Source organism: Candidatus Njordibacter sp. Uisw_056 (assembly GCF_047730085.1).
In the GTDB taxonomy this organism is placed as follows: domain Bacteria; phylum Pseudomonadota; class Gammaproteobacteria; order Pseudomonadales; family Balneatricaceae; genus Njordibacter.
This window is the reverse complement of the sequence record NZ_CP159830.1, coordinates 1,416,848-1,443,049: the sequence shown is the minus strand read 5'-3', so window position 1 is coordinate 1,443,049 and position 26,202 is coordinate 1,416,848. Positions and strand designations below refer to the sequence as shown.

Sequence of the window (26,202 nt, the reverse complement as noted above, 5' to 3'; positions counted from 1 at the left end):
ATTAGAGTAAAGCCCTAGTGCCACTCCCTTTGGACAGTTAGAATAGAACTACTATTAGTCTTAAGATGCTTAATGTGTATATAGCCAACCTACCTTTTGTAGAAAACGCCTGTCATTATTTTGAAACCATAAGGCATCTGTCTATGCCATTGTTACTGGATTCTAGCCGCCCAGAGAGTCATTTTGGCCGCTACGACATCGCTATGGCTGAACCGTTAGCAGTAATTACCCACAAAGACGGCGTGACTAAAGTTGAGCAGAATAACACCACTAAAACAACGAACATAGACCCCTTTAGCTTAATTGGTCAATTACAAAGTGAGTTACTGGTAGATACCAGCAAGCTTTCACAGGCCCAAGGCATCCCGTTTACCGGAGGTGCTGCCGGACTATTTGGTTTCGATCTAGGACGCTCCATAGAGGTAATCCCTTCAACTGCTGCTGCAGACATAGCAATGGAGGACCTGTGCATCGGTATTTACCCTTGGGCAATTATTACCGACCATGAGCTTCGATCAAGCTACCTAGTGAGCCAGCTTAATGAATTAAGTACTGAAGCGTTAAAAGCAGACATCCTTCTAGCTAAACCTGCCCAAGCCAAAGAGTTTGCTCTAGAAAGTGATTTTGTTTCCAATATGACCCGTGAGCAATATGCCGAAAAATTCTACCGTGTCATTGATTATATCCATGCTGGAGACTGTTATCAGGTCTGTTTAGCACAACGTTTTGATGCGCCTTATAAGGGCAACCCGTGGGCAGCTTACAAGCAACTTCGCCAAGTCTCCCCTACGCCATTTAGTGCCTACATGGAAACACCCGAAGGTGCCCTATTGAGCTTATCACCGGAACGGTTTTTAAAGGTAGATAATTGCAAGGTAGAAACTAAACCAATTAAAGGCACCCGACCAAGAGGCAAAACAGACACGGAAGATCAGCAGTTAATCAAAGAATTGGCCGCAAGTCCAAAAGATCGTTCTGAAAATGTAATGATCGTTGACTTGCTGCGCAATGACATTAGCAAGCACTGTCTGCCATTTTCTGTAAAGGTGCCAAGTTTATTTGCCATTGAGACATACAGTAACGTACACCACCTTGTTACTACGGTTACTGGAGAGCTTGAATCTAGCGAACAGATTTTACCTTTGTTAAAAGGGGCCTTCCCAGGTGGCTCAATTACTGGAGCACCTAAGTTGAGGGCTATGGAAATTATTGAAGAATTAGAACCTCACCGCCGCAATGGTTTTACCGGTTCTATTGGTTACATCAGCAGTAACGGGCGCATGGATACTAATATTTGCATTCGTACTTTGGTGACTAACGCCAAGGGTGATGGTGGTGGACATATATATTGTTGGGCCGGCGGCGGCTTAATTGCAGATTCTGAGTGTGACTCTGAATACCAAGAGACCTTCGATAAGGTCGACAACCTACTCAATGGGTTACGCGCGCTTTAAATCATAAGTGGTTTGAGAAACTCACCTCATGGGTAGTGATTTGCGTTCAAACAAGGTATCAAGTTCTTGCTGTGTTCGGCATTCTTGAGCTTCATGTACCTTGCTTTTGGTGAGGTTTGGAGCAAAGGCTTCTATAAAATCGTACATATAACCCCGTAAAAAGGTGCCCTTTCTAAAGCCAATGTTGGTGGTGCTGTGAGCAAACAAATGGCTTGCATCCAAAGCTACTAGATCGCCATCAAGATCAGGTTCATAGGCCATAGACGCAATAATACCCACGCCAAGACCTAACCTAACGTATGCCTTAATGACATCCGAATCCACTGCTGTGAACACCACCTTGGGCTCCAAATGGGCGTTTTTAAAGGCGTCATCTAGTTTAGACCGTCCAGTGAAACCAAATACATAAGTAACAATAGGATGCCTTGCCAGTTCTTCTAAAGAAAGCTTTGCCACCTGGGCAAGAGGATGGTCTTTTGGCACCACAACACATCGGTTCCAGTGATAACAGGGCATCATCAGTAAATCACTAAACTGATCTATGGCTTCGGTCGCAATAGCAAAATCAACTTCACCATCTGAGGCTAAACTGGCAATTTGTTTAGGTGTGCCCTGCTGCATATGCAATGAAACGTCAGGGTACTGGCCAATAAAGTTATTAATGACCTTAGGTAAGGCATAACGTGCTTGAGTGTGTGTCGTGGCAATCGACAAAGAACCTTTAGTTTCATCAGTATATTCTTGAGCCTTACGTTTAATGCCATCGACCTTTAAAAGAACATCGTGGGCAGACTCTAAAATAGATTTTCCTGCAGGAGTAACATGGGTTAGGTGCTTGCCACTTCTAGCAAAAATTTCAACACCAAGCTCATCTTCTAATAAACGAATCTGTTTACTTATGCCTGGTTGTGAGGTAAATAAACTCTGCGCTGTAGCCGACACATTAAGGTTGTGCTTTTCTACTTCGCAGATATATTTTAGCTGTTGTAACTTCATAAGCGCGTTAAACCCTAAAGAATTATTGGCAAATAGTACCACATATAACAAAAAAGCATATGGGTAGAATTACAGTGCATTTACCTTTTGTAACAGATCAACTAAATCTTCAATGGCTGGAACACCCACCACAGTTTCTGAATTTAACTGGCCTTGGGAATCATAAAACACCAAGCCTGGAGGCCCGACCAAACGCAGTTCCTGCATCAGTTGCTGTGCAGCTGGGCTATTAACAGTAACATCTACTTTAACCACTTTAAAATCTAATAATGCACGCTTCACGCGTGCATCAGTAAATACAAAACTATCCAACTCCTTACAGGAGATGCACCAATCAGCATAGAAATCTAACATCACCGGTTGCTCATCCAGTTTTGCTTGACTCAACAAGGGGGCTACTGCAGCTGGCAGCACTTTAATAAAGTTCAGCTTAGACGCCTGGACTTGAACCATACTGTTACTTTCGGTAACAACCAGTTTACCTAGTGGTTGCAATAAGCTCCCAGTACCTGCGAACTGTCCTACAGCCAGAACGGCTCCATAAAGACCCAAAAACATGGCTAATGTATAGCTAATTACCGCAGCAGACACTGTCGCTAAAGGTGGTTGCCAGCGATGATTCAAAGCTAACACTAAGGCGATCATAATGGCTAATAGCGCAACCAGTATCAGGGTTACACCTGACCAAACACGATCGGTCATCCACAAGGCCATAAACAGCATTAAGAAACCAAAACCAACTTTTATTCGATGCATCCAAGGACCTGTTTTTGGAATCCACTTACTCGCAGATGTTCCCACCAAAAGTAATGGTAAGCCCATACCCAAACCCATAACAAATAGGGCCAAACCACCCGTGGCTGCATCCCCAGTCTGGGCAATAAACAATAGCGCTCCAGCCAATGGTGCTGCTACACAGGGCCCTACTACCAGTGCAGACAATATACCCATGGCTGCTACACCGGTATATTGCCCACCTGATTGATTATTACTCATTAAATTTATTTTGTTTTGAATAGCCTGAGGCATTTGCACATTAATCCAGCCAAACATAGCCACTGCAAACAGCACAAATAGTGCAGCGGTGGTTCCTATTACTGCAGGGTGCTGCAAAGCAACCTGCACATTAGCGCCACTTAGCCCAGCAAAAACCCCAGCCACACTATAAGTCGCTGCCATAGACAACACATAAATGAGGGATAATAAAAAGCTTTTCCATGGGCTAGGCTTGGGGCTAATGCCTACAATAATGCTCGACAAAATGGGCACCATAGGTAATACGCAAGGTGTAAAGGCTAAAGCTAGGCCCGCTAAAAAGAAAATGACCGCCAAGGTGGCAATCGATGTGTTTTCTAGATTTTGTATAAACCAGTTAGCATTAGTGCCACGAGTTTGTGACCAGTCTGTAGTTTCAATAGCTACTGGTTTGCTTTGCGCTGCAACAAGGTTGACGGCTCTGAGTAAAATGCTTGTCGTTTGTGGTGGGTAGCAAACACCCCCACTCCAGCAACCTTGGTAATGTATAGTGAGGTGGGTAGCAGCATTGTCTGAGCTAGGTAATTTACCTGTTGCATGGAGCTGATTGTAGTAGACCTGAGTATTGCCAAATATGGGGTCTTCCTTCTCCTCAGCTGAAGGCAACACTAGCTGCTCTAAAGATTGGTTGTTAGAGGTGGTAAAAAATAATTTGTCTTGATACAGATAGTAGTCATCCGCTATAGTCCAAATGACATCAATTCGATCATTATCTTGTTGAACTTCTACAGCAAACGCTTGCTGTGCTGGAAGCGGGTGCTTGACAGTATCAAACAAAGCGGCTTGGGCTTGCATTGACAAAAGCAGCCCTAAAAACATAGCAAAAGTTTGCCCAGCAAAGAATGAACGACTATTTATACCCAGTATTGCCATGATCCTTTTCTCTCAAACACGATTTAGGTGAGATTCATTTGTTTGTGGGCCTTTATGTGTGTTACAAAGGACGGCTTGATTATAGCGTTTAGACCTTGCCATAAGCCAATCTTTTACCGTTTTTACTATTAGTTATTTTATTGAGAGCAACTATGACAGACCGTCGCATCGAAGACCTGAACATTGCCAGCCAACAGGTTCTTACATCCCCTGAAGATCTGAAAAATCAACTACCCACTACCAGTATGATTGCTGATGGTGTAATGCAGGCTCGTCAAACTATAAAAAATATTTTAGATGGTAAAGACCACAGATTATTTGTCGTGATAGGCCCATGCTCTATCCACGATACAGAAGCCGCTTTAGATTATGGACGCCGCTTGGCAGTGTTAGCCAATGAGTTAAAAGACACGCTGTATATTGTTATGCGGGTTTATTTTGAAAAACCACGCACCACAGTCGGTTGGAAAGGGCTGATTAATGATCCACACCTAGACGGGACCTTTGATATTGAAACAGGTTTACACATTGGCCGTAAGCTCATGCTGGACTTATCTGCTATGGGTTTACCGTTAGCGACAGAGGCATTGGATCCTATTTCACCACAGTATCAATCAGACCTATGGAGCTGGGCAGCAATTGGTGCACGTACGACAGAATCCCAAACTCACCGTGAAATGTCGTCTGGCTTATCCTGCCCTATTGGTTTTAAAAATGGAACTGACGGCGGCTTAACAGTAGCTTTTAATGCGCTAGAATCTATGGCGTCGCCTCATTCTTTTTTGGGTATTAACCCACATGGACAAGTTTCCATAACTCGCACTAGTGGAAATCAGTACGGCCACGTTGTGCTTCGGGGCGGCGGTGGCAAGCCGAACTATGACTCTGTGAATGTAGCTCTATGTGAACAAGCACTTGCAAAAGATGGTTTGTCTGGCAATATTATGGTGGATTGCAGTCACGCCAACTCAAGTAAAGATCCGTCTATCCAGCCTTTGGTGATGGACAATATTGCGCAACAGATTAATGAAGGTAACGATTCTATTGTTGGCCTGATGATAGAAAGTAACATTAACTGGGGTAACCAATCTATTCCACAAAACCTGTCTGAATTGCAATATGGTGTGTCTGTCACCGACGCTTGTATTGATTGGGATACAACAGAAATGAGCATGCGTGAACTCGCCAGTAAACTTAGGCAGAGCTTGCCAAAACGATCTCGGGTCGCTTAAACCGTTTTTTAAAGCAAAAAAAACTAGCAAAGGGAGCTAGTTTTTTTTGCTTTAAAGAAAAGCGCTACATATAAGCATTTTCAGTGTTTGAGTGATCAGTGACATCGCGAACTGCACCAATGCCAGGAATCCTTTCCATTAAGGTTTTTTCGACGCCTTCCTTTAGAGTTAAGGAAACAGAGCTACAACCTTGACAACCACCACCAAACTTTAATACAGCCACGTTGCCTTCTTCTTCTGCCACTACACCAACCAAACTAACATCACCACCATGGGAGGCTAAACTAGGATTAATTTCTGTATATAGGTAATAATTAACTTGAGCATCTAGTGGGCTATCTGCAGTCACCTGAGGCATCTTAGCGTTCGGAGCCTTGATTGTGAGCTGGCCTCCCATACGGTCTGCACTGTAATCAATAAAAGCATCGTCCAGATAGTCTACACTGGCAGGATCAACATAAACCCGAAATTTCTCTAAGTCTGAAAATTCGTCGGTGATTTTTACTTCATCTGGGCGGCAGTATGCTAAACACGTTTCAGCGTTTGGGGTGCCAGGGTCAGTGACAAAAATACGCACTGAAATCCCTTCTACATCTTGCTTTGAAAGCAACTCTGCTAGATAGTCTTGGGCACTGGGGGTGATGTCTATGTAATCCACTGTATTTTCCTTTTTTACCAACCACATGAGCAACCCGCAGGCACTCAACTATTGGCTTATTATATACCCTAGTGTTTTACTTGGGTATTCATTTTAAAGACTCGGCAAAAAAGCATATAATAGCAGATCAATTGATTAGCATACCCTTTAGGCATCTTTGACCCAGCAACTCATGAGCAAATCTCAGAAACCTCATTTACATTACTCGTGTGAACCTACATTAGCCAATTTATGGCCTATTGCGGTGCCACTAAGTGGCGCTATGCTATCCCAGGCTGCAGTAAGCTTAGTTGACACCGCCCTTGTTGGGCACTTGGGTGGTTTGGCTCTAGCAAGTGTGAGTATTGGTAGTTATCTGGTGTTTATTTTGGTGGCTATCATTACCGGATTGGGCACTGGCTGGCATGGCCTAGTATCACAGTATTCCTCGTCTCGTGAGGGCTTGATCGGGCTGGGTTTAGTTTACGGCGTCTTTATCTCGATTGGCCTAGGCGCACTAGGTGCGTTGATGCTGGATGACGTGATCGATGTATTTGTATTGGATGATCGCATAAATAGCCTAGCCGCCTACTACGCTCAATCTCGACTTTGGGCTTTGCCCGCTATTGTTTTAAGCATAGCGGCTAGAATCTATTGGAGTGAACTTGGGACTCCCTGGCAATTTACCAAAATAATTTTACTCGCTCACTTAGCTAATGTGCCCATCAGTTATGGGCTTATATATGGCATTGGTGGGATGCCTGCCATGGGCGCAGTGGGTGCTGGCCTGGGCACCAGCATAGCGCTTTGGCTTGGTGTTTTATTACAACTATCTCTATTATTTAAGAACAGCTCAAGGTTTCAAGCGTTTACTTGCCAATTTAGCATAACAAATTGGGTATTATTATTGCGGTTCACTTGGCCCCCTATGCTACAACAACTAGCATTTGCATTACACTTAGCTTTATTTTTGTGGATACTAAGCCAACTTGGTGCTTCTGTAATGGCTGCTTCCTTTGCTGTGCTCAATATTGGCATGCTGCTTATTCTGCCTGCCATTGGTTTAGGTCAAGCTGCATTATCTCTAATGGGATCAGCAATGGCCAACAAAGATTTCTTTAGCACCTTGGCCTGGAGTAAATTAATCATAGCTACTGGGCTAGTTTCTGCCCTCTTACTGGCTGTGGTAGTCAGCATTATGGCCCCTTGGTTCGCACAACTACTATTAGTTAATAGGGAATTACAACAACTCACAGTAACCGCTTTACCATGGTATGCCATGGCCATGTTTTTTGAAACGTGCATCATAATCTTAAGCCGCTTCGTGTTGTTAATGGGCCGACGAAAAACTGGTTTTATACTCGTTACTGGTAGCCAATGGTTACTTTTCTTGCCACTTTTAGCTTGGTTAGCGCCAAGTTATGGTTTTATGGCCGTGTGGTGGTTGCATATTGTTTATCGAATACTTACGGTATCAACACTGTGGTGCATTTGGCGACGTTATATAAAGCGTTTATCTACGGACCAAACGTTTTCACTCAATAAGGAATAAGAATGCATACTGAGTCGGTCATATTTTCATTTTTCTTGATCTTTACAGGTGCTGCACTGCTAGCTACCTTATCGTTGTATTTTCGACAGCCACTGCTCCTGGCCTATATCGTTTTAGGCGCAATATTGGGGCCTTTTGGCTTGGCGTGGGTAGTTGATACAGAGCTTTTAGCCGATGTTTCCCACATTGGAATTATTTTTTTACTGTTCCTCATTGGCCTTGATATGCAACCTAGCCATTTATTCCGAATGTTGAGAAAAGGCTATATGGTGGCCTTCATAAGTTCTTTAGCTTTTGCTCTATTAGGATTTTTTGTTGGGTATGGTTTTGGCTTTAGTATGATAGATAGCCTTATTATCGGCGCCTCTACCATGTTTTCAAGTACTATTATTGGCATTAAACTACTGCCCACCACTGTCTTGCATCATAAACAAACAGGTGAACTTGTAGTGGGTTTGTTGTTATTGCAGGATCTATTAGCGATTATTCTTCTTACTCTTTTGACCACATTAGGACAGCAATTTAGTGAGGGATTAGAACTATCATTAAACGTTGATTTATTAATAAGCCTTGCGGCCTTGCCTTTGATAATGTTGGCTGCACTGGGTTTTGTGCGTTGGGTCTTGCTGCCTCTCATAAAACGATTTGACCGTTTCCATGAGTATATCTTTCTTTTGGCTTTAGGCTGGTGTTTAGGCTTAGCTGAACTGGCTCACAGTATCGGTTTGTCTGCCGAAATCGGTGCTTTTATTGCCGGAGTTAGTTTAGCTTCAAGCGTTATCAGCCAATATATTGCAATTAACTTAAAGCCTATTAGAGATTTCTTTTTGGTGTTATTTTTCTTTTCCATAGGAGCAAGCTTTAACTTTCCTCTCATGCACTCTATTTGGTTTCAATGTTTAGTGTTAGCCGTGTTAGTGGTGACTATAAAGCCTATTGTGTTTGGTTGGATTATCCGGCCAATTTGCAACTCTAAGGCAACATCATGGGAAGTGGGCTTTAGGTTGGGCCAAACGAGTGAATTTTCTATTTTAATTGCTACTTTGGCAGCTTCCAGCATGTTAATAAGTGAATCTGCCTCACTATTAATTCAAGCCACAGCCATTATTACTTTTGTGGCATCATCTTACCTTGTGGTATGGAATTTCAAGTCACCTATTGCAGTTAAAGATCATTTAAGACACGACTAAAAAAGCCCCAGCAGATAAACTATTGGAGCTTGATCAATGAGAGTATAAATAGTTTAGTCTGAGACTCCCTGCTTTTAGCTTGGTGTTCTCATGGTGACTAGCTCTTCAGCACTAGTGGGGTGGATACCAATAGTAGCGTCAAAATCGGCCTTGGTTGCTCCCGCTTTCATAGCCACAGCGAAACCTTGCAACATTTCACCAGCCCCCTCTCCTACTATGTGTAATCCAATAACGCGATCTGTAGAAATATCGACTATTAGTTTCATGAAACTTCGCTCATCACTGCCGCTTAAGGTATGTTTCATCGGCTTAAAGTCTGAACGATACACAGCTATTTCGCTATGCTTTGCCAACGCTTGATGCTCTGTTAAGCCAATAGTGCCAACGTTTGGTTGAGTAAATACAGCTGTTGGAATAAGCTCATAGTCCATCTTTTTGGCACCATCACCATACCAATGATTCACTAATACCATAGCTTCAGCTAAGGCCACAGGGGTCAGTTCAATACCCCCAGTGACATCACCTAGAGCATAGATATTATCTATATTAGTCTGAAATTTGTCGTTGACTGCAATAGTGCCTTTTAGAGTGGTTTCTATTCCTAGAGAGTCCAAGCCGATGCCTGCTACCCGAGGTTGGCGACCAATAGCCATAAGCACTTGGTCAACTTCGATCTGACTGCCATCTGCAAAGGTTACTAATAAGCTATGATCAGCTTGACGAACAACATTATTAACCTGGCTTTGATAATATATTTCGATGCCCTGCTTGCGCATTTCTTGATCAACAAACTGACGTACATCATCGTCAAAGCTTCGCATGATCAGGTCACCGCGGTAAGATACGTGCACTTGGCTACCTAAACCCTGAAAAATACAAGCAAACTCAAGAGCAATGTAACCTGCACCCACTACTAACAAGCGCTTTGGAAACTCTACAAGATCAAATATCTCATCAGAGCTAATGAGTAGGTCAGCGTAATCAACATCAGGAATATTGGGAGCACCTCCTGTTGCGATAACAATACGCTTCGTTGTGTAGTCTTTTCCTTCCACTGTGACAGTATTGCAGTCTTTGAGGCGGGCATACCCACGAATAATTTGTGCACCTGAGTTGTCCAGAAGCTTAGCGTAAATGCCATTAAGCCGACTAATTTCTATTTTTTTATTGGCCACCAGGGTAGGCCAGTGGAATTTAGCTGCACCTAAGTTCCAACCAAAACCCTTGGCGTTTTCGAAATCATGGCTGAAGTGGCTGGCATAAGTGTAGAGCTTTTTCGGGACACAACCGACATTAACACAAGTGCCCCCTAACGCCCGGTCATCAGCAATAGCCACTTTTGCTCCTTCACCAGCCGCCATCCTTGCAGCTCTTACACCACCAGAACCAGCACCAATCACAAATACATCAAAATCAAATTCCATCAGGACAAATCTCTTAATTTAGGTGAGTTACGCTAACTAAACCAACATAAACCAAAGTTGGACCGTTCTAACCGACCACTATTTCCATTACAATAGCGTCAAGTTTATCAGCCTTCCAAAGTGTTTGTTGGTTTACATCACCGTAATCGAGTTTAAAATATGTATTTAGTTTGCTTTAACATCAATAGCATTCGGGCCCGTATTCCGCAATTGGAAGCGATTGTGGCACAATATCAGCCAGCCGTTATTGGCTTACAAGAAACCAAGGTTCAAGATTCAGAGTTTCCTATTGAAGAGACGAAGAGACTTGGGTATGAAACAATTATTCACGGTCAAAAGGGCCATTATGGTGTGGCGTTAATGACTAACCTACCCATATTAAAAGTGATTAAAGGTTTACCAGGTGATGATGAAGGCTCTCAGCGCCGGCTAGTTGGTGCTGTTTTACAGTTACCAAACGGCGACACTATGACAGTATTTAATGGTTACTTTCCTCAAGGCGAAAACATTGAACACGTGAGTAAGTTTCCAGCTAAACGGGATTTCTATGCGGGCCTCACGTCGCTTTTAAATACAGAGTATAAAAGCTCTGGGCATCTAGTGGTAATGGGAGATATTAATGTGGCAGCACAAGACATTGATATTGGTATAGGAGAAGACAACCGGAAGCGTTGGCTTAAGTCAGGCAAAGCTAGCTTTCAACCAGAAGAACGCCAGTGGCTCAGTGATCTTCGTCAATGTGGACTCACTGACAGCTACCGTCAATTACACCCTAAGTTAGAAGCCTATTCCTGGTTTGATTATCGCAGTAGAGCGTTTGAACGTGAACCTAAGCGGGGCCTTCGCATTGACCAAATACTGCTAACTCAAGGGCTGGTAGATTGTTGTAAAAAGGCAGGAATAGATTACCATATACGGGGAATGGAAAAACCATCAGATCATTGCCCAATTTTTGCGCAATTAATATTAACGTAAAGCGTCATGTGAATTTTAATAAACTGATTTTTTACTTATAATAGTAAAACGATACACTAATACTAATTAAAATTAGTATACAATGACCGCAGTTATAAAGTTGACACAACAATGCTATTTAAAGGCGGAGAAAAATCGTCCATGCCTAACCCTAAGCAAGACGCCGCAGATGTGGCCGCAGAGATGAAAGCCAATGCCAAAATCGCATCTACTATGCTTAAGGCAATTGCCAATGAAAGCCGTTTGCTTATTTTATGCAATCTAGAAGGTAAAGAACTTTCTGTTACAGCACTAAATGAACAGTTAGACTTAAGTCAATCTGCCCTGTCACAGCATTTAGCCGTATTGCGCAAAGATGGCTTGGTAAAAACTCGAAGAGAGTCACAGACCATCTATTATTCGCTTTCAGACGTGCGCGCTTCAAAAGTTATAAAGACGTTACATGAGCTATACTGTTCTTGAGTTAAATTAAGCCAAGTCAAATATTTTACCTGGGTTCATAATATTTTTGGGGTCCAAAGCCTGTTTGATTAACCTCATAGTTTCAACAGCTTGGGCGCCGTGTTCCTCCAGCAGGTAAGCCTTCTTTCTTAAACCTATTCCGTGCTCCCCTGTGCAGGTTCCTTGCATTGCCAATGCCTGCTGAACAAGATAGTGGCTTAACTCATTAGCAGCCTCAACTTGTTCTTGGTTGTCTGGGTAGAAAGGAATAATAAGGTGGAAATTACCGTCACCCACATGACCCACTAATGGGCAGTTAAAGCCTAACTCTAAAGCCTTGGCTTCGGACAACTCAATACATTCAGCAAGCTTAGAAATAGGCACGCACACATCAGTACTAATAACGCTAGCGCCCGGGTTAAGTGCTAAACAAGCAAAATAAGCTTGGTGCCTTGCTTTCCATAATTCATTTCGCTGCTCTAAGGTTTCGGCACAACGGAAATCATCTCCATGGTATTCTTGGGCTACGGACTCAACCAAAGCAACCTGCTCATCAACACTGGATTTTGAGCCATGGAATTCCATAAATAAGGTTGGTTGTGCAGTAAACCCCTGCAACTTAGAGTATTCAATACAGGCACCCATCTGGCAGCTGTTAAGTAATTCTATGCGAGCCAGTGGCACAGCCAGCTGCATACATTCAATGACACATTGAGCAGCTTGATTGACGCTACTAAAACTGCAGACCGCTGCCCGAATCTGCTCTGGAACTGGGAAAATACGTAACCTTAATTCTGTAATAATACCTAATGTGCCTTCAGCACCAATATAAAGATGGGTTAAATCGTAACCTGCTGCGCTCTTTCTTGATCGGCCTCCAGTTTGTATCACATCACCATTAGGCGTCACCACCGTAAGCCCAAGAACCACCTCTTTCATAGTGCCGTAACGTACAGCATTTGTTCCAGAGGCTCTTGTGGAGGCCATACCACCTAAGCTGGCATTAGCACCGGGATCTAAGGGGAAAAATAGACCACTAGTCTTTAACGCATAGTTCAAGGCTTCACGGGTAACACCTGCCTGCAATTTTACATCAAAGTCTTCTGCATTGATTTCAAGCACCTTATCCATACCCGTTAAATCAAAGCTCACACCACCATTAACAGGGACTAACTGCCCTTCTAAGGATGTCCCTGTGCCAAACGCAATGATTGGGATGCTGTGCTCACTGCAAATGCATACCGCCTCAGCTACCGCTTGAGTAGAATTAAGCATCAGCACAGCGTCAGGCAAAAGTTCACTGACAAAGCTTTCACCACAACTATGTTGTTCACGAGCAGTGGCATTGTCACTGTATTGGTCTCCAAATACATTTTTTAACCGTGCCAGACCTTGTTGCTTTGAGTTCATTGACGAGCCTCCAACCATGTTTATTGCTTTTTCATCATCATAATAAGCACCACTATTAGCCAATAACCGAACTAACTATGGGAGTAATTTATTCATCACATCTCAAATTAATCTCATTTACAATTAGGGTAGCAAATATTAATATTTGTTAGCTTAGCAAAATTGATGTCGAGCGTGGATATTTTTAACAGTTAAAATTTTAATTATTGGCTCTAGCCCATAAAAAGAGCCCCCGGCTAGCATTCTAAACGGGGGCTCTTTAAGTTACTTAAGTTAATTAAGTAGTGAGTTCTAGTAACAACTTATTAAGTCGCGAAACGTAAGCTGCCGGGTCTTCCAACTGACCACCCTCAGCCAATTGGGCTTGGTCAAATAGTACGCGTGTTAGCTCACTAAAACGGTCTTCATCAGCTTCATCGTTTAGCTTGGCAACCAATGGGTGTTCAGGATTAAGCTCAAAGGTGGGTTTAGTAGATGGCATTGCTTGGCCAGCAGCTTCCATAATACGACGCATCTGCATACCCATATCATCTTCGCCAACCACCAAACAGGCCGGTGAGTCAGTCAATCGGTGGGTGATCCGCACATTCTCTACTTGGCCTTCCAGTAAGGTTTTTACCCGTTCAACTAGGCCTTCATATTGCTTGGCTTGTTCTTCGTGTTCTTGCTTTTCTGCCTCGTCTTCAACTTCGCCAAGATCTAGTGTACCTTTGGCAACGTCTTGCAACTGGGTTCCATCAAAGTCCATCATATGGGACATCAGCCACTCGTCTACACGCTCTGACAATAACAGAACTTCAATGCCCTTCTTGCGGAAGATTTCCAGATGAGGGCTATTCTTTGCAGTGTTGTGATTATCAGCAACCACATAATAAATTTTATCTTGGCCTTCTTGCATCCGGGCTTTGTACTCAGCCAAACTATGCACTTGCTCTGTTTTGTCATCAGTACTCGAAGAGAACCGCAATAGTTTAGCTATTTTCTCTTTATTATTGTGGTCTTCTGCAGGGCCTTCTTTCATAACCTGGCCAAACTCTTTCCAGAAAGTAGCGTACTGTTCAGGCTGCTTTTTAGACATCTTTTCAAGCACATCAAGCACACGTTTGGTAAGTGCTGCGCGCATTGAATCAATAACGGGGTCTTTTTGCAAAATTTCGCGAGACACATTAAGAGACAAATCGTTGCTGTCTACTACCCCTTTAATGAAACGTAGGTACATGGGTAAAAATTGCTCAGCTTCATCCATAATGAAGACACGTTGAACGTATAACTTTAAGCCACGGGTTGCTTCTCGCTGATACATATCCATTGGTGCTTTGGCTGGGATATAGAGCAAACTAGTATATTCAAGCTTCCCCTCTACTTTATTGTGGGCCCATGACAAAGGCTCCTGAAAGTCGTGTGATACGTGCTTATAAAACGCGTGATATTCCTCATTCTTCACTTCTGAGCGAGACTTGGTCCAAAGAGCTGTGGCTGAGTTAACTGTTTCTTCTTCTGGATCTTGCTTATCTGCATCTTCGCCATAATGTTCTTTCATCATGATGACAGGAATAGAAATATGGTCAGAGTACTTACGCACTAAACTGCGTAAACGGAAGCCTTCTGCAAACTCACTTTCATCTGCTTTGAGATGCAAGATAATTTCTGTACCGCGGCCTTCTTTTTCAACTTGAGAAATATCAAATTCACCCTCACCTTTTGAACGCCATAATACGCCTTCAGAGGTCTTTGAGCCGGCTTTCCGAGTAATTACTTCAACTTCGTCAGCAACAATAAAGGATGAGTAAAAACCAACACCAAATTGACCAATCAACTGTGAATCTTTTTGTTGATCACCTGTTAGGTTTTGTAAGAATTCAGAAGTGCCCGACTTGGCAATCGTACCTAGGTGGTCAATTACATCGGTGCGGTCCATGCCAATGCCATTGTCACTAATGCTTAGTGTATTGGCGTCTTTATCAAATTTGATACGGATAGCAAGGTCACTGTCATCGCCGTAAAGACTACCATCTGAAACTGCAGCAAAACGCATTTTGTCTGCCGCATCAGATGCATTAGAAATTAGTTCGCGAAGAAAAATCTCCTTATTGCTGTATAAGGAATGAATCATTAAATGTAAAAGCTGTTTAACTTCTGTTTGAAAACCTAAAGTCTCAGTTTGAGTATCAGTGCTCATAGGGCGTTATTTCTCCGGAAAACATGGGCTGCGCCATTAGCGCTAGTAAAGTGGTTACGGGGCAATGATGGGGGTGGCTTGCGTAATTTCAAGCTATACCACTTGCTTTATACCTCTTCACCTAATAAAAAGTGTGCTCTAGCTGTAGCGATGGGTTGAAGCTCATCCTTTTGCCAAGCTAGCACCGTAATGTTAGCAATTCGCTTACCTTGTCGAACAATGCTGCATCGAGCATAAGTGGGTTTAACACCCGCAGCCCGAATGTAGTCAATAGAAAAATTTATAATCTTAGGGATGGTTGGATGTTGGCTTGTTAACATCTGTCCCAGAGCCGCAGCCACTTCCATAAAACCAGCGATCACACCCCCATGCAGAGCAGGCGTAATTGGGTTGCCTATATTGTTAGGCTCAGTAGCTAGAGTGAATAACCAACCATCTTTATCCTGTGTAATAGTCACACCGATAAATTTAGCATAAGGAACAAAATCTAATAGGGCAGAGTAATCATCCTGTAGTTTGGATGATTCTATGAGCTGTTTAAGTTTCATAGTAATAGGTCCTCTGCACCCAGCTTTACAAAACCGCCCTTACCCCAAGCTTTTCCGCTGCGCACAAAAGTAGCCACACAATGAACAATTGGGTCATCAGGGTCATCTTGGTAGGCGTAACCCCTTGTAAAACAGATACTGCGAGTAATTTTGTAGCACTGCGCCCAGGCAAAAATTGAGCCTTTTGCATTTGCTCGACGCATGTGGTCCATTCTTAGATCTAATGTAGGACAAAACTCTTGTGCAGGCAGGGCTGCAGTGACAGCAAACCCACACACAGTATCCATCATGGTGGTCAAAATACCCCCATGCACATAACCTTGTGAGTCCATACCCAATATTTCTGGATTATACGGGAGTTCTATTGTCGCCTGTCCCTTTGAAGCCGTGATTACTTTCATTCCTAGCTTTTTACAATGAGGTAACACTTGTAAAAAGTTATTCCCTTGCACCAAGAGTTCTTTAGAATCCATAAAACTTGCCTAATTTAGGATAACTATATTAGATGATAGTCTACTAATGTTTTTCGATTCTTAGAGTCGTTAGAACCCCGGAGTTCTGCCAGTGAACTTGACTTAAACTCACGGTGATAGAGAATATATACCACCACACAGGTAGTCACCATAAACACTAATGGGTGTATTGACCACGTCAACACAGCCAGGCTGTAGTAGTAGGCTCGCAGGCCAAAGTTAAAATTATTACCGGCCATGGATAGCACTTTAGCAGAGCGATTAACATGGTCCATAAGGTCTTTATTATCAGAGATGTCGCCATGAGCTACTGGCGCACTGGAGATCATTACTGTAGCAAAGCCGTATTGCCTGAGGCTCCATGTAAACTTAAAAAAAGCATATACAAACAGCAATATCAAAAAGAATAACTTAAATTGCCACTCTAAAGGTGACTGAGGAGGTAAGAATGGAATACCTCGGCCAATGTGAACCACGTCATCAGTGTAGCCAACTAAGGTCACAAGGCCCGCTAAAATAAGCAAGCTGGAGGACGCAAATAAGGTCACATAACGTTCTAAATTAGCAACAGCTCCGATGTCTGCCATGCGCATCTCACGGTCAATCATGCGAATCATCCATCGTTGTCGGTATGCATGCAGTACTCCTGCTAAGGAATCCTTGCTTCGCGAAGCCTTAATGGCATAAGCCTGATAACCCCGCACCACGACAATAAACCAAACTAAAGCCAGTAAATTCCAGCTATGATCTGGGAATAATGCGGCAATGTAGCTGGTTATAGTCTCCATTAAACTAGGCCTCGTCTTGGTGTTGTTGGAATACAGATATTTGTTTCTTTTTGGTGGCTAAGCCTTTTTGTTTACGTGCTTGATAACTTGAAGGCGAAAAAGATTTAGCAACAATCTTTTTCTTCTTATGGGGGTTAAAGGTTACCCCAGCTACAGCAGGCATTTTCTTTTTGGCACGGGTCATAGTTGGTTTTGCCCAATAGCGGTTGTTGAGTCGTCTAATAAGCGTATTTTAACACGCTTCGAGCCCCATTTGTGTTTACCTCTTGTATTTGTTGCAACGTTAAAATCTGCTCGTCCATCAATAACCTTAAGGTGCAAGAATAGCAGTACGTATTGAAAACCCTTGAAGTAACAGTTTAAATAAAACCTTAAAACGTAATACATTCTGGCGTTTTAGATACTTTAAAATTCAACAATTGGTGATATTTATGTTTCATGGAGGGCCACGCTAAGGACTGAGCAACCGTCTTAGCTAAATCACCCTGATTTGGGCCTAGTGCCAGCTTTTGTATCAGGTTAACTGCTGCAATAGATTCTTTTTGACGATCTTCAGGGGTAGACTCATAGACATACTTTAAGCCAAAAATTTCAGCATACACCAGACGATTTGGCAATATGGGGATACAACCGAGCTGAACCGCTTCTAACACAGCGAGTCCTTGAAACTCATGCAGTGCAGTAGATAAGATCATATCTGCCCCCGCCAGCCAGTTTAGGTAGTGCTGGCGAGAGGCTGCATAGCCAAATTGAACCAGGTTAGTAGCGAACTCAGCTTTTATCTGATTAAACTCTATTGGTTGTTGGCGAAATGTTTGCCCCAGCACGCACAACTGAAAGTCTACACCTCTTTTTCGCAATTCTTGTAATATGGCTTGGAGTTGTTGCGGGCCTTTGTCGTATTCCCACCGTGCCGCCCAGACTAACCTTAAGGGTGCCCCATCTTCTGATTTGGGCCAAGGGGTTTGCTGAGAATCATTATTTTTAAGAGTCATATATCTAGCATCCAAAGATGCAAGAGGCACTGGTAACACGCAACTTTTCCTACCTAACAATTCAACCACGTTTAGCGGCATTTTTTCGGGCAGTTGGTTGAGCAAGTCCTCCACCCCAGCACTAAAGCTTTGCTGGTTGTATTGACTATTGAATACTAATCTATCCGCTGCTAAAGCTGCATAGAGGCTCACCATTTTAGGATCCAAGTGGTGCTTAGCATTAGCCTGACTTGGCGGGTAAACAAATTGATTTTCGTGGAAATAGAGAAGGGTTGGGATATTCGCTAAATTAGCTACAAACCCTTTTAGGGATGCTAAGTCGACCATCGATGTTGCAATCACTAAATCATATGGCTGCTCTAACGTAGACCGTTCTCCTAGAGCCCACTGCATGCTGTTACCACGAATACGCCAACTAAAATAACGCCCAGGCAGCACTAATTGGGTCCATTCATAGTTTGGAAACTGAGCTACTAAACCCTCACGCCAGTACTGATGGCTTTTTGCGTCGTAGGCTGAAAGTAATAATATGCGCACGACTTAGGCGAGGCTATCTAAAAAACGGGTCACCAGACGGCAAAATAACTCTGGTTTTTCAGCATGAAGCCAATGGCCGCACCCAGTCATTATTTTAAGCTCTGCATTGGGCAATAAAGTGTCAAACGCGATCTTATGGTCGGCTAAAATGTAATGGGAATCTGCACCCTTAAGTATTAATACTGGGCCACTGAAGCATGGCAGTTCTTTAGATGATTTAGGCGCTGCACTAATAGCCTGGTAGTTATCTTTAATGGCTTTAAGGTTATAGCGTAGTGCAAACTCCCCTGCATTATTTTTATACAAACTTTTTAATAAAAACTGACAGACCTGCACATCTGGTTCATAGTTTATAAGTAAGTCTAGCGCCTGTTTGCGGGACGCTAATGTGGCTAGATCAATGCTGTTAAGGCCTGCCAATATACTTTGGTGACGCGGTTGATACGCCACTGGGGCAATATCAGCTATCACTAAGCTATTAACGCGCTGCGGTTGATTTATGGCTAATTGCATCGCCACTTTACCCCCCATCGAATGACCTAAAAGGTCGACTCTTTTTAAACCTAACTCATCTAGCGTACCACACACATCTTCTGCCATGGTGGCATAGTTCATTAATGGGTGATGGCCAGACATTCCATGATTACGTAGGTCCATGGTGATCACCCAGCGATTTTGTGCCCACTCTAAAGCTTGGCTGCGCCAGTTATCCTGTGACCCAAATAACCCATGTAAAACGACTAATGGGTGACCGCCAGTCGTATTAAATTGAAACGTATTGAGCAGCATTAGCTCACTTCAACATCAACTTCTTCCACGGGAATTTCAAAGTCGTGAACTTGTTGCCATGATTGTTCTGGAGCCCTTTCCCATACAGTACCGGCATTACTATCTAACAGAGCTTCTAGGGTTAAATCAGCTTCGCACATAGGCTCCAACGGGAAAGGTTCTAGATTTGAGAACTCGTTTAGAAATTCTGGAGTTTCATATCCTGTGAACAAACGCCAGCCAGTATCATTACTGTGTTCTGGTATGGTTTTGTACATAAAACGCACGGGTAAAGCATGATCACCTAGGGCTAGCTTTGATACACGAGCCATATGACCATGGCGAGTTTGACGCTTTTTTTCTGTCATTATTTATGCCGTTATTCCAAGGTTTGCAGCATGGTACTGAAGGTGTTCATCAATAAAGCTGCTTATATAGTAGTAGCTATGGTCGTAACCCTCTCGCTCACGATAGTCGACTGGATGGTGCAAACGCTCACAGGTTGCGTTGAATAATTCTGGCATCAGCTGATCAGCATAAAATGGATCACTGGCACCCTGATCAATCAAAATAGCCTGCGGTATAATGCCTGCGTCATGGTTTTTTTGTACCAGGTGGCTAGCATCCCAATCTGCCCATGTGTCCTCATCGCTTCCCAAATATGCTGTAAGGCCCTTTCGGCCCCAAGGACACTGCGATGGAGACGTAATGGGAGCAAAAGCTGATACTGAAGCGTATTTACCTGGGTTTTTTAAAGCGCAGATCAATGCCCCATGACCTCCCATGGAGTGGCCACTAATAGCTGCCTGATCACTCACTGCATAGTGGGTTTGAATGATACTTGGCAGTTCTTCTGTAACATAACTGTACATGTTGTAAGCATCAGACCAAGGCGCCTGAGTAGCGTTGACGTAAAAACCTGCGCCAGTGCCAAGGTCGTAGGCTTCGTCTTCGCCCCCTATGGCAGCGTCACGAGGGCTAGTATCCGGCATAACGATAGCCATACCCAATTTTGTGGCCATACTAAATGCACCAGCCTTTTGGCTAAAGTTTTCATCGTTACAAGTGAGGCCCGATAACCAATAGAGCACTGGCACCATTTTTGTTTCAGTGACCTGTTTTGCTTGTGGTGGCAAGAATATAGCAAAGGTCATGCTCCCGTTGCACACCGCAGACCAATGTTCTACCCGCAATAGGCGGCCACCACTGACTTTGACTTCTGAAATTTGTTTTAAAGACATGACAGATGGTTCCTAAAAAATGATAACAGAGCGAATGCTTTCACCGCTATGCATGAGGTCAAAAGCTTTGTTGATGTCTTCTAAACCCATGGTATGTGTCACCATTGGGTCTATTTTTATTTCACCAGCCATATAGCGCTCTACGTAACCTGGTAGCTGTGTGCGGCCTTTAACACCACCAAAAGCGGTTCCGCGCCAGACTCGGCCAGTGACTAACTGGAATGGTCGGGTACTGATTTCTTGACCCGCTCCAGCAACTCCTATTATTACTGACTCACCCCAACCCTTGTGACAGCATTCTAAAGCTGAACGCATAACGTCTACGTTACCAATACATTCAAACGAAAAGTCTACACCGCCATCGGTTAGGTCTACAATAACGTCCTGAATAGCATCTGAATAGTTCTTTGGGTTAATGCAATCTGTAGCACCCAACATTTTCGCCATTTCAAATTTATCTTCATTAATATCAATAACAATAATGCGGCTAGCACCAGCCATTACAGCACCCTGGACTACGCTCAAACCTATTCCACCCATACCAAACACGGCAACTGAATCGCCTGGCTGAACCTTAGCTGTATTAAGTACTGCGCCAATACCTGTGGTTATACCACAGCCTAGCAGACATACTTTCTCCAGTGGTGCAGCCTTGTTGATTTTCGCAAGGGCAATTTCGGGAACAACCGTGTACTCAGAAAAAGTAGAAGTGCCCATGTAATGGAACAGTGTTTTGCCGTTTAAAGAGAATCGGCTGCTGCCATCAGGCATTAAACCTTTACCTTGGGTACCTCGAATGGCTTGGCAAAGGTTAGTTTTACCTGACAAGCAAAATTTACACTGGCCACATTCTGGTGTGTATAAAGGAATAACGTGGTCACCTACAGCAAGACTAGTGACACCTGCACCGATTTCTTCTACTACACCACCACCTTCATGGCCCAGAACAGATGGAAAAATTCCTTCTGGGTCAGCTCCAGACAAGGTAAATGCGTCAGTGTGACATACACCTGTAGCAACCATTCGCACCAGCACCTCACCTGCTTTTGGTCCATCTACATCAATGTCTGAAATAGTTAATGGTTGGCCTTTAGCTAAGGCAATAGCAGCTCTTGATTTCATGATATAGTGTGTCCTTAAAGTCGATTAGGCCAATTAAAAATTATTAGTTTTATACCAACTGACAATTTCACTTGAGGTTCCCTGCATCACCACACGATCCTGCTTAAGGGAAAGTTGGTAGTCGTACATTGGGTCATAATAATGAATCAGTAAATAACTAATCCAATTTTTATGATGTGTTAAGTTATTATGCTTTGACTGTTGATTTAAAGCCTTTTCAAGCAGTTTAACAAGATGCGTATGAGCTTCACTACCCAAACGTTTACGAATACGATTGATACTCTGTAAAAGGCTATCACCAAAAGCTAAGAAAGCATCGTTGGGATCAGCTAGCTCTTGCTGCCATGCAGCGATAGCCCTTACTACATACTCACCAAAAATACGATCAACACGGGCATCAAAACAATCATTTAAAACCATTATAGGAGAGGATTTAAGTTTAGCTTGGAGGCTTAGTGGGAGTAAACGACACCCTACCAAACGACTTTCGTCTTCGTAAATAACTGGAGTATTAGAGGCCTTTTTGAGCCGCATTAAAGCAATGGCTAGACTATTTTCAAAGTTAATTTGACTAGGCTGCTCTTCAATGTATTTACCAAAACTAGACCCACGGTGCTTGGCGATACCTTCTAAATCAATCGTCCGATCAAACTGAGGCAGTATCTCTGTCTTACCTGTACCAGTGCGGCCACTAAGTACAAATGCCGGGACATCTTCTACCAATTTGTCTAAGCGCTCTATCAGGTGCGTACGAAGTGCTTTGTACCCACCTTCCACAAACGGAATTGCAATACCTGCTTCGGCTAGCCATTGCTGCGTCACTTTAGACCTAAGCCCACCCCGAAAACAATATAGCACTGCATTGGGGTGCTGGCTTGCAAACGCATGCCATTGTTCAACCCGTTGGTTTTTCGTCGTGCCACTGACTAACTGGTGACCTAAAGTGATCGCAGCTTCTTGGCCTTGTTCTTTATAACAGCTGCCTATTTGGTGGCGCTCATCATCACTCATTAAGGGCAAGTTGATTACATTAGGAAAAGCGCCTTTACTAAATTCTATAGGTGCTCGTACATCAAACATGGGCCGTTGACCCAATAGCAAGTCATCAAACTGGGCCGCTTGAATTGGCTTGGGCATGACCATTAATAGGGCTTTATTGGACATACTATAGCACCGAAATCCAGTGTTTTTGCGCATCTTTTGGTGCAAATAAGTCTCCGATCCAAACACAGTCTTGCGCTGCGGCACGGCAAAGGGCTTCAGCTGCAGTAACTTGATCTTTGGCTACAGCCACTAACAAGCCGCCACTGGTTTGTGGGTCGCAGAGGATATTTAACTGGTCTTTATTGAGTGCGCCTAGTTTATGGCCATAGCTGTCGAAGTTTCTACCGCTTCCCCCAGGCACACAGCCTTGGTCTAGGTAGTACTGAAGGTCAGTTAATAAGGGGATTTTGTCAAATTCTACTTCAGCCTGTAATTGGCTGCCCTCACATACTTCTGCCAAATGCCCCATAAGCCCAAAACCTGTTACGTCTGTCATAGCATGAACGCCAGTTAGACGTGCTAGTTTTGCTCCTATGTCATTAAGTTTAACCATATTGTCACGCGCCAGGTTAACATCCTGTGGGCGCAATATACCGCGTTTTTCAGCAGTGGTTAAAATACCTACTCCCAATGGTTTGGTCAGCATGAGTCGGTCTCCTGCTTGAGCTTGGTCATTTCGTTGAAGGTGCTCTAAGGCCACTCTTCCGGTTACAGCCAATCCAAATATGGGCTCTGGTGCATCAATACTGTGGCCACCAGCAAGACAAATATTAGCCTTAGCACATACATCTCTTGCGCCGTCGATTACCATAGCGGCCACTTCGGGTGCCAGTGTGTCTACTGGCCATCCTAAGATTGCAATCGCCATTAAAGGTTGGCCGCCCATAGCGTAGACATCACTTATAGCATTAGTGGCAGCTACCCGACCGAAATCAAACGGGTCATCTACAATAGGCATAAAAAAATCTGTGGTGCTGATAATACCTGTGCCATCACCCAAATCAAAAACAGCTGCATCGTCACGGCTTTCGTTACCTACGATTAAGTTCGGATGAGAGAATTTTGGCAACTGGGATTGCAGTATTTTGTCGAGGACTTTTGGTGAGATTTTACACCCACACCCAGCACCATGACTATATTGGGTAAGTTTAACTGTATTCATGAATAATCAGACAAATTGACAAAGATTGAAGTATACCGAGTTTATCCCGAATGTGCTGTGGATCATTGCTCAGATTCTGGTGGTAATAGCGACAATGCCAGGCGCCTAACGTCTTTTTGCAACCCTTTGTGGGTATTATTTTGTGCTGCGTGCATGACCAATTGTTTATCCTTGTCATTAAGTAGTTGCTGATAAAGTAAGTGCAATGGGCCGCTAAACCCAGCATGTCCTTTTGCCAACAGAATTAATAAGCGCCGCTGTTGCTCAACATTGAGCATTGCAGCCGTAGCATGTATAAATTTAGGATAGATACCTTGCCAAGTTTCAGCATCCACAGACGTAAACCACATGCCTTTGCCAAAATCTAAATAACCTTTAAAGTGACATTTTAACTGGTCTTTTAACGCTTTAGCCCCCTGGCTGATGGGCTGAATCACTTGCACACTATTGAGCCCAGTCGCTGTATCTGGACGCAAACCTAGCCATGCCGAGGTAAAGTTATTCGCAAGCCAAAAACGAAGGGTATTATTACTTGCTGAAAAGCTTGCTCCAATAAAATCAATCTGATGCGCTTCTCCACATGCATAAATGTGGTTTAAAAGTGCTGAACCCAATCCTTTTCCCTGCAACCTAGGCAAAACTACCAGCCTTTGAATGCGCCAACTACGCATTTCACAAGCGATGGAAAAACCAGCTTGTTGGGCCAAAATTTGAGCCAAAAGATGACCTTGAATGCGACGCCTACCAAGTGAAATTTGCTGCGCTAAAGTGCTGTCTAAGTTGCCTTCTTGAGCAACCCAAGCCATGCCAACAAGGCAGTCATTTACATAACATAAGTAAATTTTATGCTGAGGATGATCCAAAAGTAATCGTAAGTCTTGGGGTGTGGTCTGGTAATGCGCCAGCATAAGCAAAGCGTAGACTTGCTTTAATAACTCGTTGTCCTGTGCCAGCTTTTCTCCAGTCATTAACCTGTAGCTAACGTGTTGTAAATCCTCAGTAGCTAAATCTAGCATAGCATCGGGTATCCTCACGTCACATAAAAAGCTACTGCGAATAAATGTCTCTAAAGGATCATCAGCCTGCCAGCGCATTGGCTGCGTTAATGTCATTGCTTTGCTGGTTAGCCCTAGGGTACTAATAATATGGGGCAATTTTAATCTGTAGCCCTGACCACTGCCCTCATAACCGTCTTGAGTGGATGATAAAACGACCAATTTATAATGCTTAACTAGCTTTGTAAGTTGTGACAACGGTATCGCTGCGGCCTCATCAACAATGACCAGACCTGCTTTAGGCCGCTGTTCTAACAGTGCATCTAAAGCGTGAAAATTTACCTTTTGCAAACCTGCAGTTTGTGTCATCGAGCCAAGGGCGCGTTTACTGGGTGCTGTAACGACAACAGGGCCGTGGTTATCCTCCTTACCTATCGTTTTAATCAGCCAACCCAAACAGGCAGACTTACCCCTTCCCCTATGGCCTTCGATGGTATACACGATCTCTGACTGCTGGTTATAAGCCGTAACTAAAGTCGTTATTATACTTTGTTGTTCCCTTGTGGGTTCTAACAATGGCCATTGTTTAAGCAGCTTAGTGAAAGGTTGCCAATGGGTAGTTTTTACTTGATTGACTTCTTCGTGCAAGACATAGACTGCACTATGATGTTGCCATTGTCGCTGCCACCATTGAATGAAATTTGAATGGGCATGACGCTCTAACTGACCGTAGGCTTTTAGTTGGGAATCAAAGTTGCTCTGCCACTGAGATGTGGGAGGTGTTAACAAAATTAACACTCCTGTACCCTTAATAGTGCCACTCAGGGCACATAAAGCGCTCGCATTAAACCCTCGGTGAGCGTTATAAATCACATATTGATTAGACGTCCCCAAATATTGATTAGCTTGGTTTGCACTGATGTATTGGTGCTTAGGTGCCTGACTTTGTCTTTTTTGCGGCACGTCAACCCATAGGCACGGTTCACCTATCTCAGGCAGTTTCTTTGCCTGCGCTAGTCCATGATTTTCCACCATAGCCACGACCAGCATCAAGCGATGACCAGCGTGTTGAGATAACGATAATGGCTTGCGAAAATCAGCTAATTGGGTAATGGAACGCAAAGTTGTCCA

24 protein-coding genes are annotated in these 26,202 nt (G+C 43.5%); 6 read left to right on the top strand and 18 right to left on the bottom strand.

Going from position 1 to position 26,202, the window contains the following annotated elements; translation table 11 throughout:
- Positions 1-65: 65 nt before the first annotated feature.
- Positions 66-1,454 (top strand): aminodeoxychorismate synthase component I, encoded by a 1,389-nt coding sequence (gene pabB / locus ABXT60_RS07000; protein WP_443632017.1) that lies wholly within the window; start codon positions 66-68, stop codon positions 1,452-1,454.
- A gap of 21 nt (positions 1,455-1,475) precedes the next feature.
- On the opposite strand, the gene cysB is transcribed toward pabB, so the two are convergent.
- Both cysB and dsbD read right to left on the bottom strand, forming a co-directional pair.
- Positions 1,476-2,450, bottom strand: a complete 975-nt coding sequence (gene cysB, locus ABXT60_RS06995) for an HTH-type transcriptional regulator CysB (RefSeq protein ID WP_443632016.1) — start codon at positions 2,448-2,450, stop codon at positions 1,476-1,478.
- A 69-nt stretch (positions 2,451-2,519) separates the two neighbouring features.
- Entirely contained in the window at positions 2,520-4,358 is a 1,839-nt protein-coding gene (dsbD, locus tag ABXT60_RS06990; RefSeq protein ID WP_443632015.1) for a protein-disulfide reductase DsbD, read from the bottom strand.
- A 152-nt stretch (positions 4,359-4,510) separates the two neighbouring features.
- Here dsbD and ABXT60_RS06985 point away from each other — a divergent pair, with 152 nt between their 5' ends.
- A complete protein-coding gene (locus ABXT60_RS06985) occupies positions 4,511-5,590 on the top strand; it encodes a 3-deoxy-7-phosphoheptulonate synthase (protein ID WP_443632014.1) in 1,080 nt (359 codons plus the stop codon).
- 64 nt (positions 5,591-5,654) lie between these two features.
- Here the strand turns inward: ABXT60_RS06985 and nfuA are convergent, their stop codons facing one another.
- A complete protein-coding gene (gene nfuA, locus ABXT60_RS06980; protein WP_443632013.1) occupies positions 5,655-6,275 on the bottom strand; it encodes a Fe-S biogenesis protein NfuA in 621 nt (206 codons plus the stop codon).
- A 145-nt stretch (positions 6,276-6,420) separates the two neighbouring features.
- Between nfuA and ABXT60_RS06975 the strand changes: the two genes are divergently transcribed.
- Positions 6,421-7,779: an MATE family efflux transporter gene (locus ABXT60_RS06975; RefSeq protein ID WP_443632012.1), complete on the top strand. Its 1,359-nt coding sequence runs from the start codon at positions 6,421-6,423 to the stop codon at positions 7,777-7,779.
- A gap of 2 nt (positions 7,780-7,781) precedes the next feature.
- Positions 7,782-8,969, top strand: a complete 1,188-nt coding sequence (locus ABXT60_RS06970) for a cation:proton antiporter domain-containing protein (RefSeq protein ID WP_443632011.1) — start codon at positions 7,782-7,784, stop codon at positions 8,967-8,969.
- Between the two features lie 74 nt (positions 8,970-9,043).
- Here ABXT60_RS06970 and gorA read toward each other — a convergent pair whose 3' ends face one another.
- Positions 9,044-10,393, bottom strand: coding sequence for a glutathione-disulfide reductase (gene gorA / locus ABXT60_RS06965; protein WP_443632010.1), 1,350 nt, complete (start codon positions 10,391-10,393; stop codon positions 9,044-9,046).
- A 159-nt stretch (positions 10,394-10,552) separates the two neighbouring features.
- Between gorA and xthA the strand changes: the two genes are divergently transcribed.
- Together xthA and ABXT60_RS06955 are read left to right on the top strand one after the other, a co-directional pair.
- Positions 10,553-11,368 (top strand): exodeoxyribonuclease III, encoded by an 816-nt coding sequence (gene xthA, locus ABXT60_RS06960; protein WP_443632009.1) that lies wholly within the window; start codon positions 10,553-10,555, stop codon positions 11,366-11,368.
- Between the two features lie 141 nt (positions 11,369-11,509).
- Positions 11,510-11,830, top strand: coding sequence for an ArsR/SmtB family transcription factor (locus ABXT60_RS06955; RefSeq protein WP_046481902.1), 321 nt, complete (start codon positions 11,510-11,512; stop codon positions 11,828-11,830).
- Positions 11,831-11,836: 6 nt separating this feature from the next.
- Here the strand turns inward: ABXT60_RS06955 and ABXT60_RS06950 are convergent, their stop codons facing one another.
- The 14 genes from ABXT60_RS06950 to ABXT60_RS06885 form a co-directional block, all read right to left on the bottom strand.
- On the bottom strand, positions 11,837-13,219 hold the full coding sequence (locus tag ABXT60_RS06950) for an FAD-binding oxidoreductase (RefSeq protein WP_443632008.1): 1,383 nt from the start codon (positions 13,217-13,219) through the stop codon (positions 11,837-11,839).
- 277 nt (positions 13,220-13,496) lie between these two features.
- The gene (htpG, locus tag ABXT60_RS06945; protein ID WP_443632007.1) at positions 13,497-15,398 is read right to left on the bottom strand and encodes a molecular chaperone HtpG; all 1,902 of its coding nucleotides are present in this window, start codon (positions 15,396-15,398) and stop codon (positions 13,497-13,499) included.
- A 107-nt stretch (positions 15,399-15,505) separates the two neighbouring features.
- The gene (locus tag ABXT60_RS06940; protein WP_443632006.1) at positions 15,506-15,946 is read right to left on the bottom strand and encodes a PaaI family thioesterase; all 441 of its coding nucleotides are present in this window, start codon (positions 15,944-15,946) and stop codon (positions 15,506-15,508) included.
- Entirely contained in the window at positions 15,943-16,419 is a 477-nt protein-coding gene (locus ABXT60_RS06935; protein WP_443632005.1) for a PaaI family thioesterase, read from the bottom strand. The genes ABXT60_RS06940 and ABXT60_RS06935 overlap by 4 nt, the downstream gene beginning before the upstream one ends.
- Before the next feature lie 23 nt (positions 16,420-16,442).
- Positions 16,443-17,207 (bottom strand): DUF599 domain-containing protein, encoded by a 765-nt coding sequence (locus ABXT60_RS06930; RefSeq protein WP_443632004.1) that lies wholly within the window; start codon positions 17,205-17,207, stop codon positions 16,443-16,445.
- 4 nt (positions 17,208-17,211) lie between these two features.
- Entirely contained in the window at positions 17,212-17,391 is a 180-nt protein-coding gene (locus ABXT60_RS06925) for a hypothetical protein (RefSeq protein ID WP_443632003.1), read from the bottom strand.
- Positions 17,392-17,578: 187 nt separating this feature from the next.
- Complete coding sequence (locus ABXT60_RS06920) at positions 17,579-18,739, bottom strand: tRNA-queuosine alpha-mannosyltransferase domain-containing protein (protein ID WP_443632002.1); 1,161 nt, start codon at positions 18,737-18,739, stop codon at positions 17,579-17,581.
- Positions 18,740-18,742: 3 nt separating this feature from the next.
- Complete coding sequence (locus tag ABXT60_RS06915; protein ID WP_443632001.1) at positions 18,743-19,528, bottom strand: alpha/beta fold hydrolase; 786 nt, start codon at positions 19,526-19,528, stop codon at positions 18,743-18,745.
- The gene (locus ABXT60_RS06910) at positions 19,528-19,875 is read right to left on the bottom strand and encodes an immunity protein Imm33 domain-containing protein (protein ID WP_443632000.1); all 348 of its coding nucleotides are present in this window, start codon (positions 19,873-19,875) and stop codon (positions 19,528-19,530) included. Before ABXT60_RS06910 ends, ABXT60_RS06915 begins: the two co-directional genes overlap by 1 nt.
- Positions 19,876-19,878: 3 nt before the next feature.
- Positions 19,879-20,748 carry an S-formylglutathione hydrolase gene (gene fghA, locus ABXT60_RS06905; protein ID WP_443631999.1) on the bottom strand — a complete coding sequence of 290 codons (870 nt, stop codon included), beginning with the start codon at positions 20,746-20,748 and terminating at the stop codon, positions 19,879-19,881.
- 12 nt (positions 20,749-20,760) lie between these two features.
- Positions 20,761-21,870 (bottom strand): S-(hydroxymethyl)glutathione dehydrogenase/class III alcohol dehydrogenase, encoded by a 1,110-nt coding sequence (locus ABXT60_RS06900; protein ID WP_443631998.1) that lies wholly within the window; start codon positions 21,868-21,870, stop codon positions 20,761-20,763.
- 33 nt (positions 21,871-21,903) lie between these two features.
- A complete protein-coding gene (gene mnmH / locus ABXT60_RS06895) occupies positions 21,904-23,034 on the bottom strand; it encodes a tRNA 2-selenouridine(34) synthase MnmH (protein WP_443631997.1) in 1,131 nt (376 codons plus the stop codon).
- A gap of 1 nt (position 23,035) precedes the next feature.
- Complete coding sequence (gene selD / locus ABXT60_RS06890; RefSeq protein WP_443631996.1) at positions 23,036-24,076, bottom strand: selenide, water dikinase SelD; 1,041 nt, start codon at positions 24,074-24,076, stop codon at positions 23,036-23,038.
- Between the two features lie 62 nt (positions 24,077-24,138).
- Entirely contained in the window at positions 24,139-26,193 is a 2,055-nt protein-coding gene (locus ABXT60_RS06885) for a GNAT family N-acetyltransferase (protein ID WP_443631995.1), read from the bottom strand.
- Between the last annotated feature and the right edge of the window lie 9 nt (positions 26,194-26,202).

What these genes read in the sequence shown, in the direction of transcription:
- pabB (WP_443632017.1), top strand. Translation starts at nt 66, where the DNA reads ATGCTTAATGTGTATATAGCCAACCTACCTTTTGTAGAAAACGCCTGT.
- cysB (WP_443632016.1), bottom strand. Translation starts at nt 2,450, where the DNA reads ATGAAGTTACAACAGCTAAAATATATCTGCGAAGTAGAAAAGCACAAC.
- dsbD (WP_443632015.1), bottom strand. Translation starts at nt 4,358, where the DNA reads ATGGCAATACTGGGTATAAATAGTCGTTCATTCTTTGCTGGGCAAACT.
- ABXT60_RS06985 (WP_443632014.1), top strand. Translation starts at nt 4,511, where the DNA reads ATGACAGACCGTCGCATCGAAGACCTGAACATTGCCAGCCAACAGGTT.
- nfuA (WP_443632013.1), bottom strand. Translation starts at nt 6,275, where the DNA reads ATGTGGTTGGTAAAAAAGGAAAATACAGTGGATTACATAGACATCACC.
- ABXT60_RS06975 (WP_443632012.1), top strand. Translation starts at nt 6,421, where the DNA reads ATGAGCAAATCTCAGAAACCTCATTTACATTACTCGTGTGAACCTACA.
- ABXT60_RS06970 (WP_443632011.1), top strand. Translation starts at nt 7,782, where the DNA reads ATGCATACTGAGTCGGTCATATTTTCATTTTTCTTGATCTTTACAGGT.
- gorA (WP_443632010.1), bottom strand. Translation starts at nt 10,393, where the DNA reads ATGGAATTTGATTTTGATGTATTTGTGATTGGTGCTGGTTCTGGTGGT.
- xthA (WP_443632009.1), top strand. Translation starts at nt 10,553, where the DNA reads ATGTATTTAGTTTGCTTTAACATCAATAGCATTCGGGCCCGTATTCCG.
- ABXT60_RS06955 (WP_046481902.1), top strand. Translation starts at nt 11,510, where the DNA reads ATGCCTAACCCTAAGCAAGACGCCGCAGATGTGGCCGCAGAGATGAAA.
- ABXT60_RS06950 (WP_443632008.1), bottom strand. Translation starts at nt 13,219, where the DNA reads ATGAACTCAAAGCAACAAGGTCTGGCACGGTTAAAAAATGTATTTGGA.
- htpG (WP_443632007.1), bottom strand. Translation starts at nt 15,398, where the DNA reads ATGAGCACTGATACTCAAACTGAGACTTTAGGTTTTCAAACAGAAGTT.
- ABXT60_RS06940 (WP_443632006.1), bottom strand. Translation starts at nt 15,946, where the DNA reads ATGAAACTTAAACAGCTCATAGAATCATCCAAACTACAGGATGATTAC.
- ABXT60_RS06935 (WP_443632005.1), bottom strand. Translation starts at nt 16,419, where the DNA reads ATGGATTCTAAAGAACTCTTGGTGCAAGGGAATAACTTTTTACAAGTG.
- ABXT60_RS06930 (WP_443632004.1), bottom strand. Translation starts at nt 17,207, where the DNA reads ATGGAGACTATAACCAGCTACATTGCCGCATTATTCCCAGATCATAGC.
- ABXT60_RS06925 (WP_443632003.1), bottom strand. Translation starts at nt 17,391, where the DNA reads ATGACCCGTGCCAAAAAGAAAATGCCTGCTGTAGCTGGGGTAACCTTT.
- ABXT60_RS06915 (WP_443632001.1), bottom strand. Translation starts at nt 19,528, where the DNA reads ATGCTGCTCAATACGTTTCAATTTAATACGACTGGCGGTCACCCATTA.
- ABXT60_RS06910 (WP_443632000.1), bottom strand. Translation starts at nt 19,875, where the DNA reads ATGACAGAAAAAAAGCGTCAAACTCGCCATGGTCATATGGCTCGTGTA.
- fghA (WP_443631999.1), bottom strand. Translation starts at nt 20,748, where the DNA reads ATGTCTTTAAAACAAATTTCAGAAGTCAAAGTCAGTGGTGGCCGCCTA.
- ABXT60_RS06900 (WP_443631998.1), bottom strand. Translation starts at nt 21,870, where the DNA reads ATGAAATCAAGAGCTGCTATTGCCTTAGCTAAAGGCCAACCATTAACT.
- mnmH (WP_443631997.1), bottom strand. Translation starts at nt 23,034, where the DNA reads ATGTCCAATAAAGCCCTATTAATGGTCATGCCCAAGCCAATTCAAGCG.
- selD (WP_443631996.1), bottom strand. Translation starts at nt 24,076, where the DNA reads ATGAATACAGTTAAACTTACCCAATATAGTCATGGTGCTGGGTGTGGG.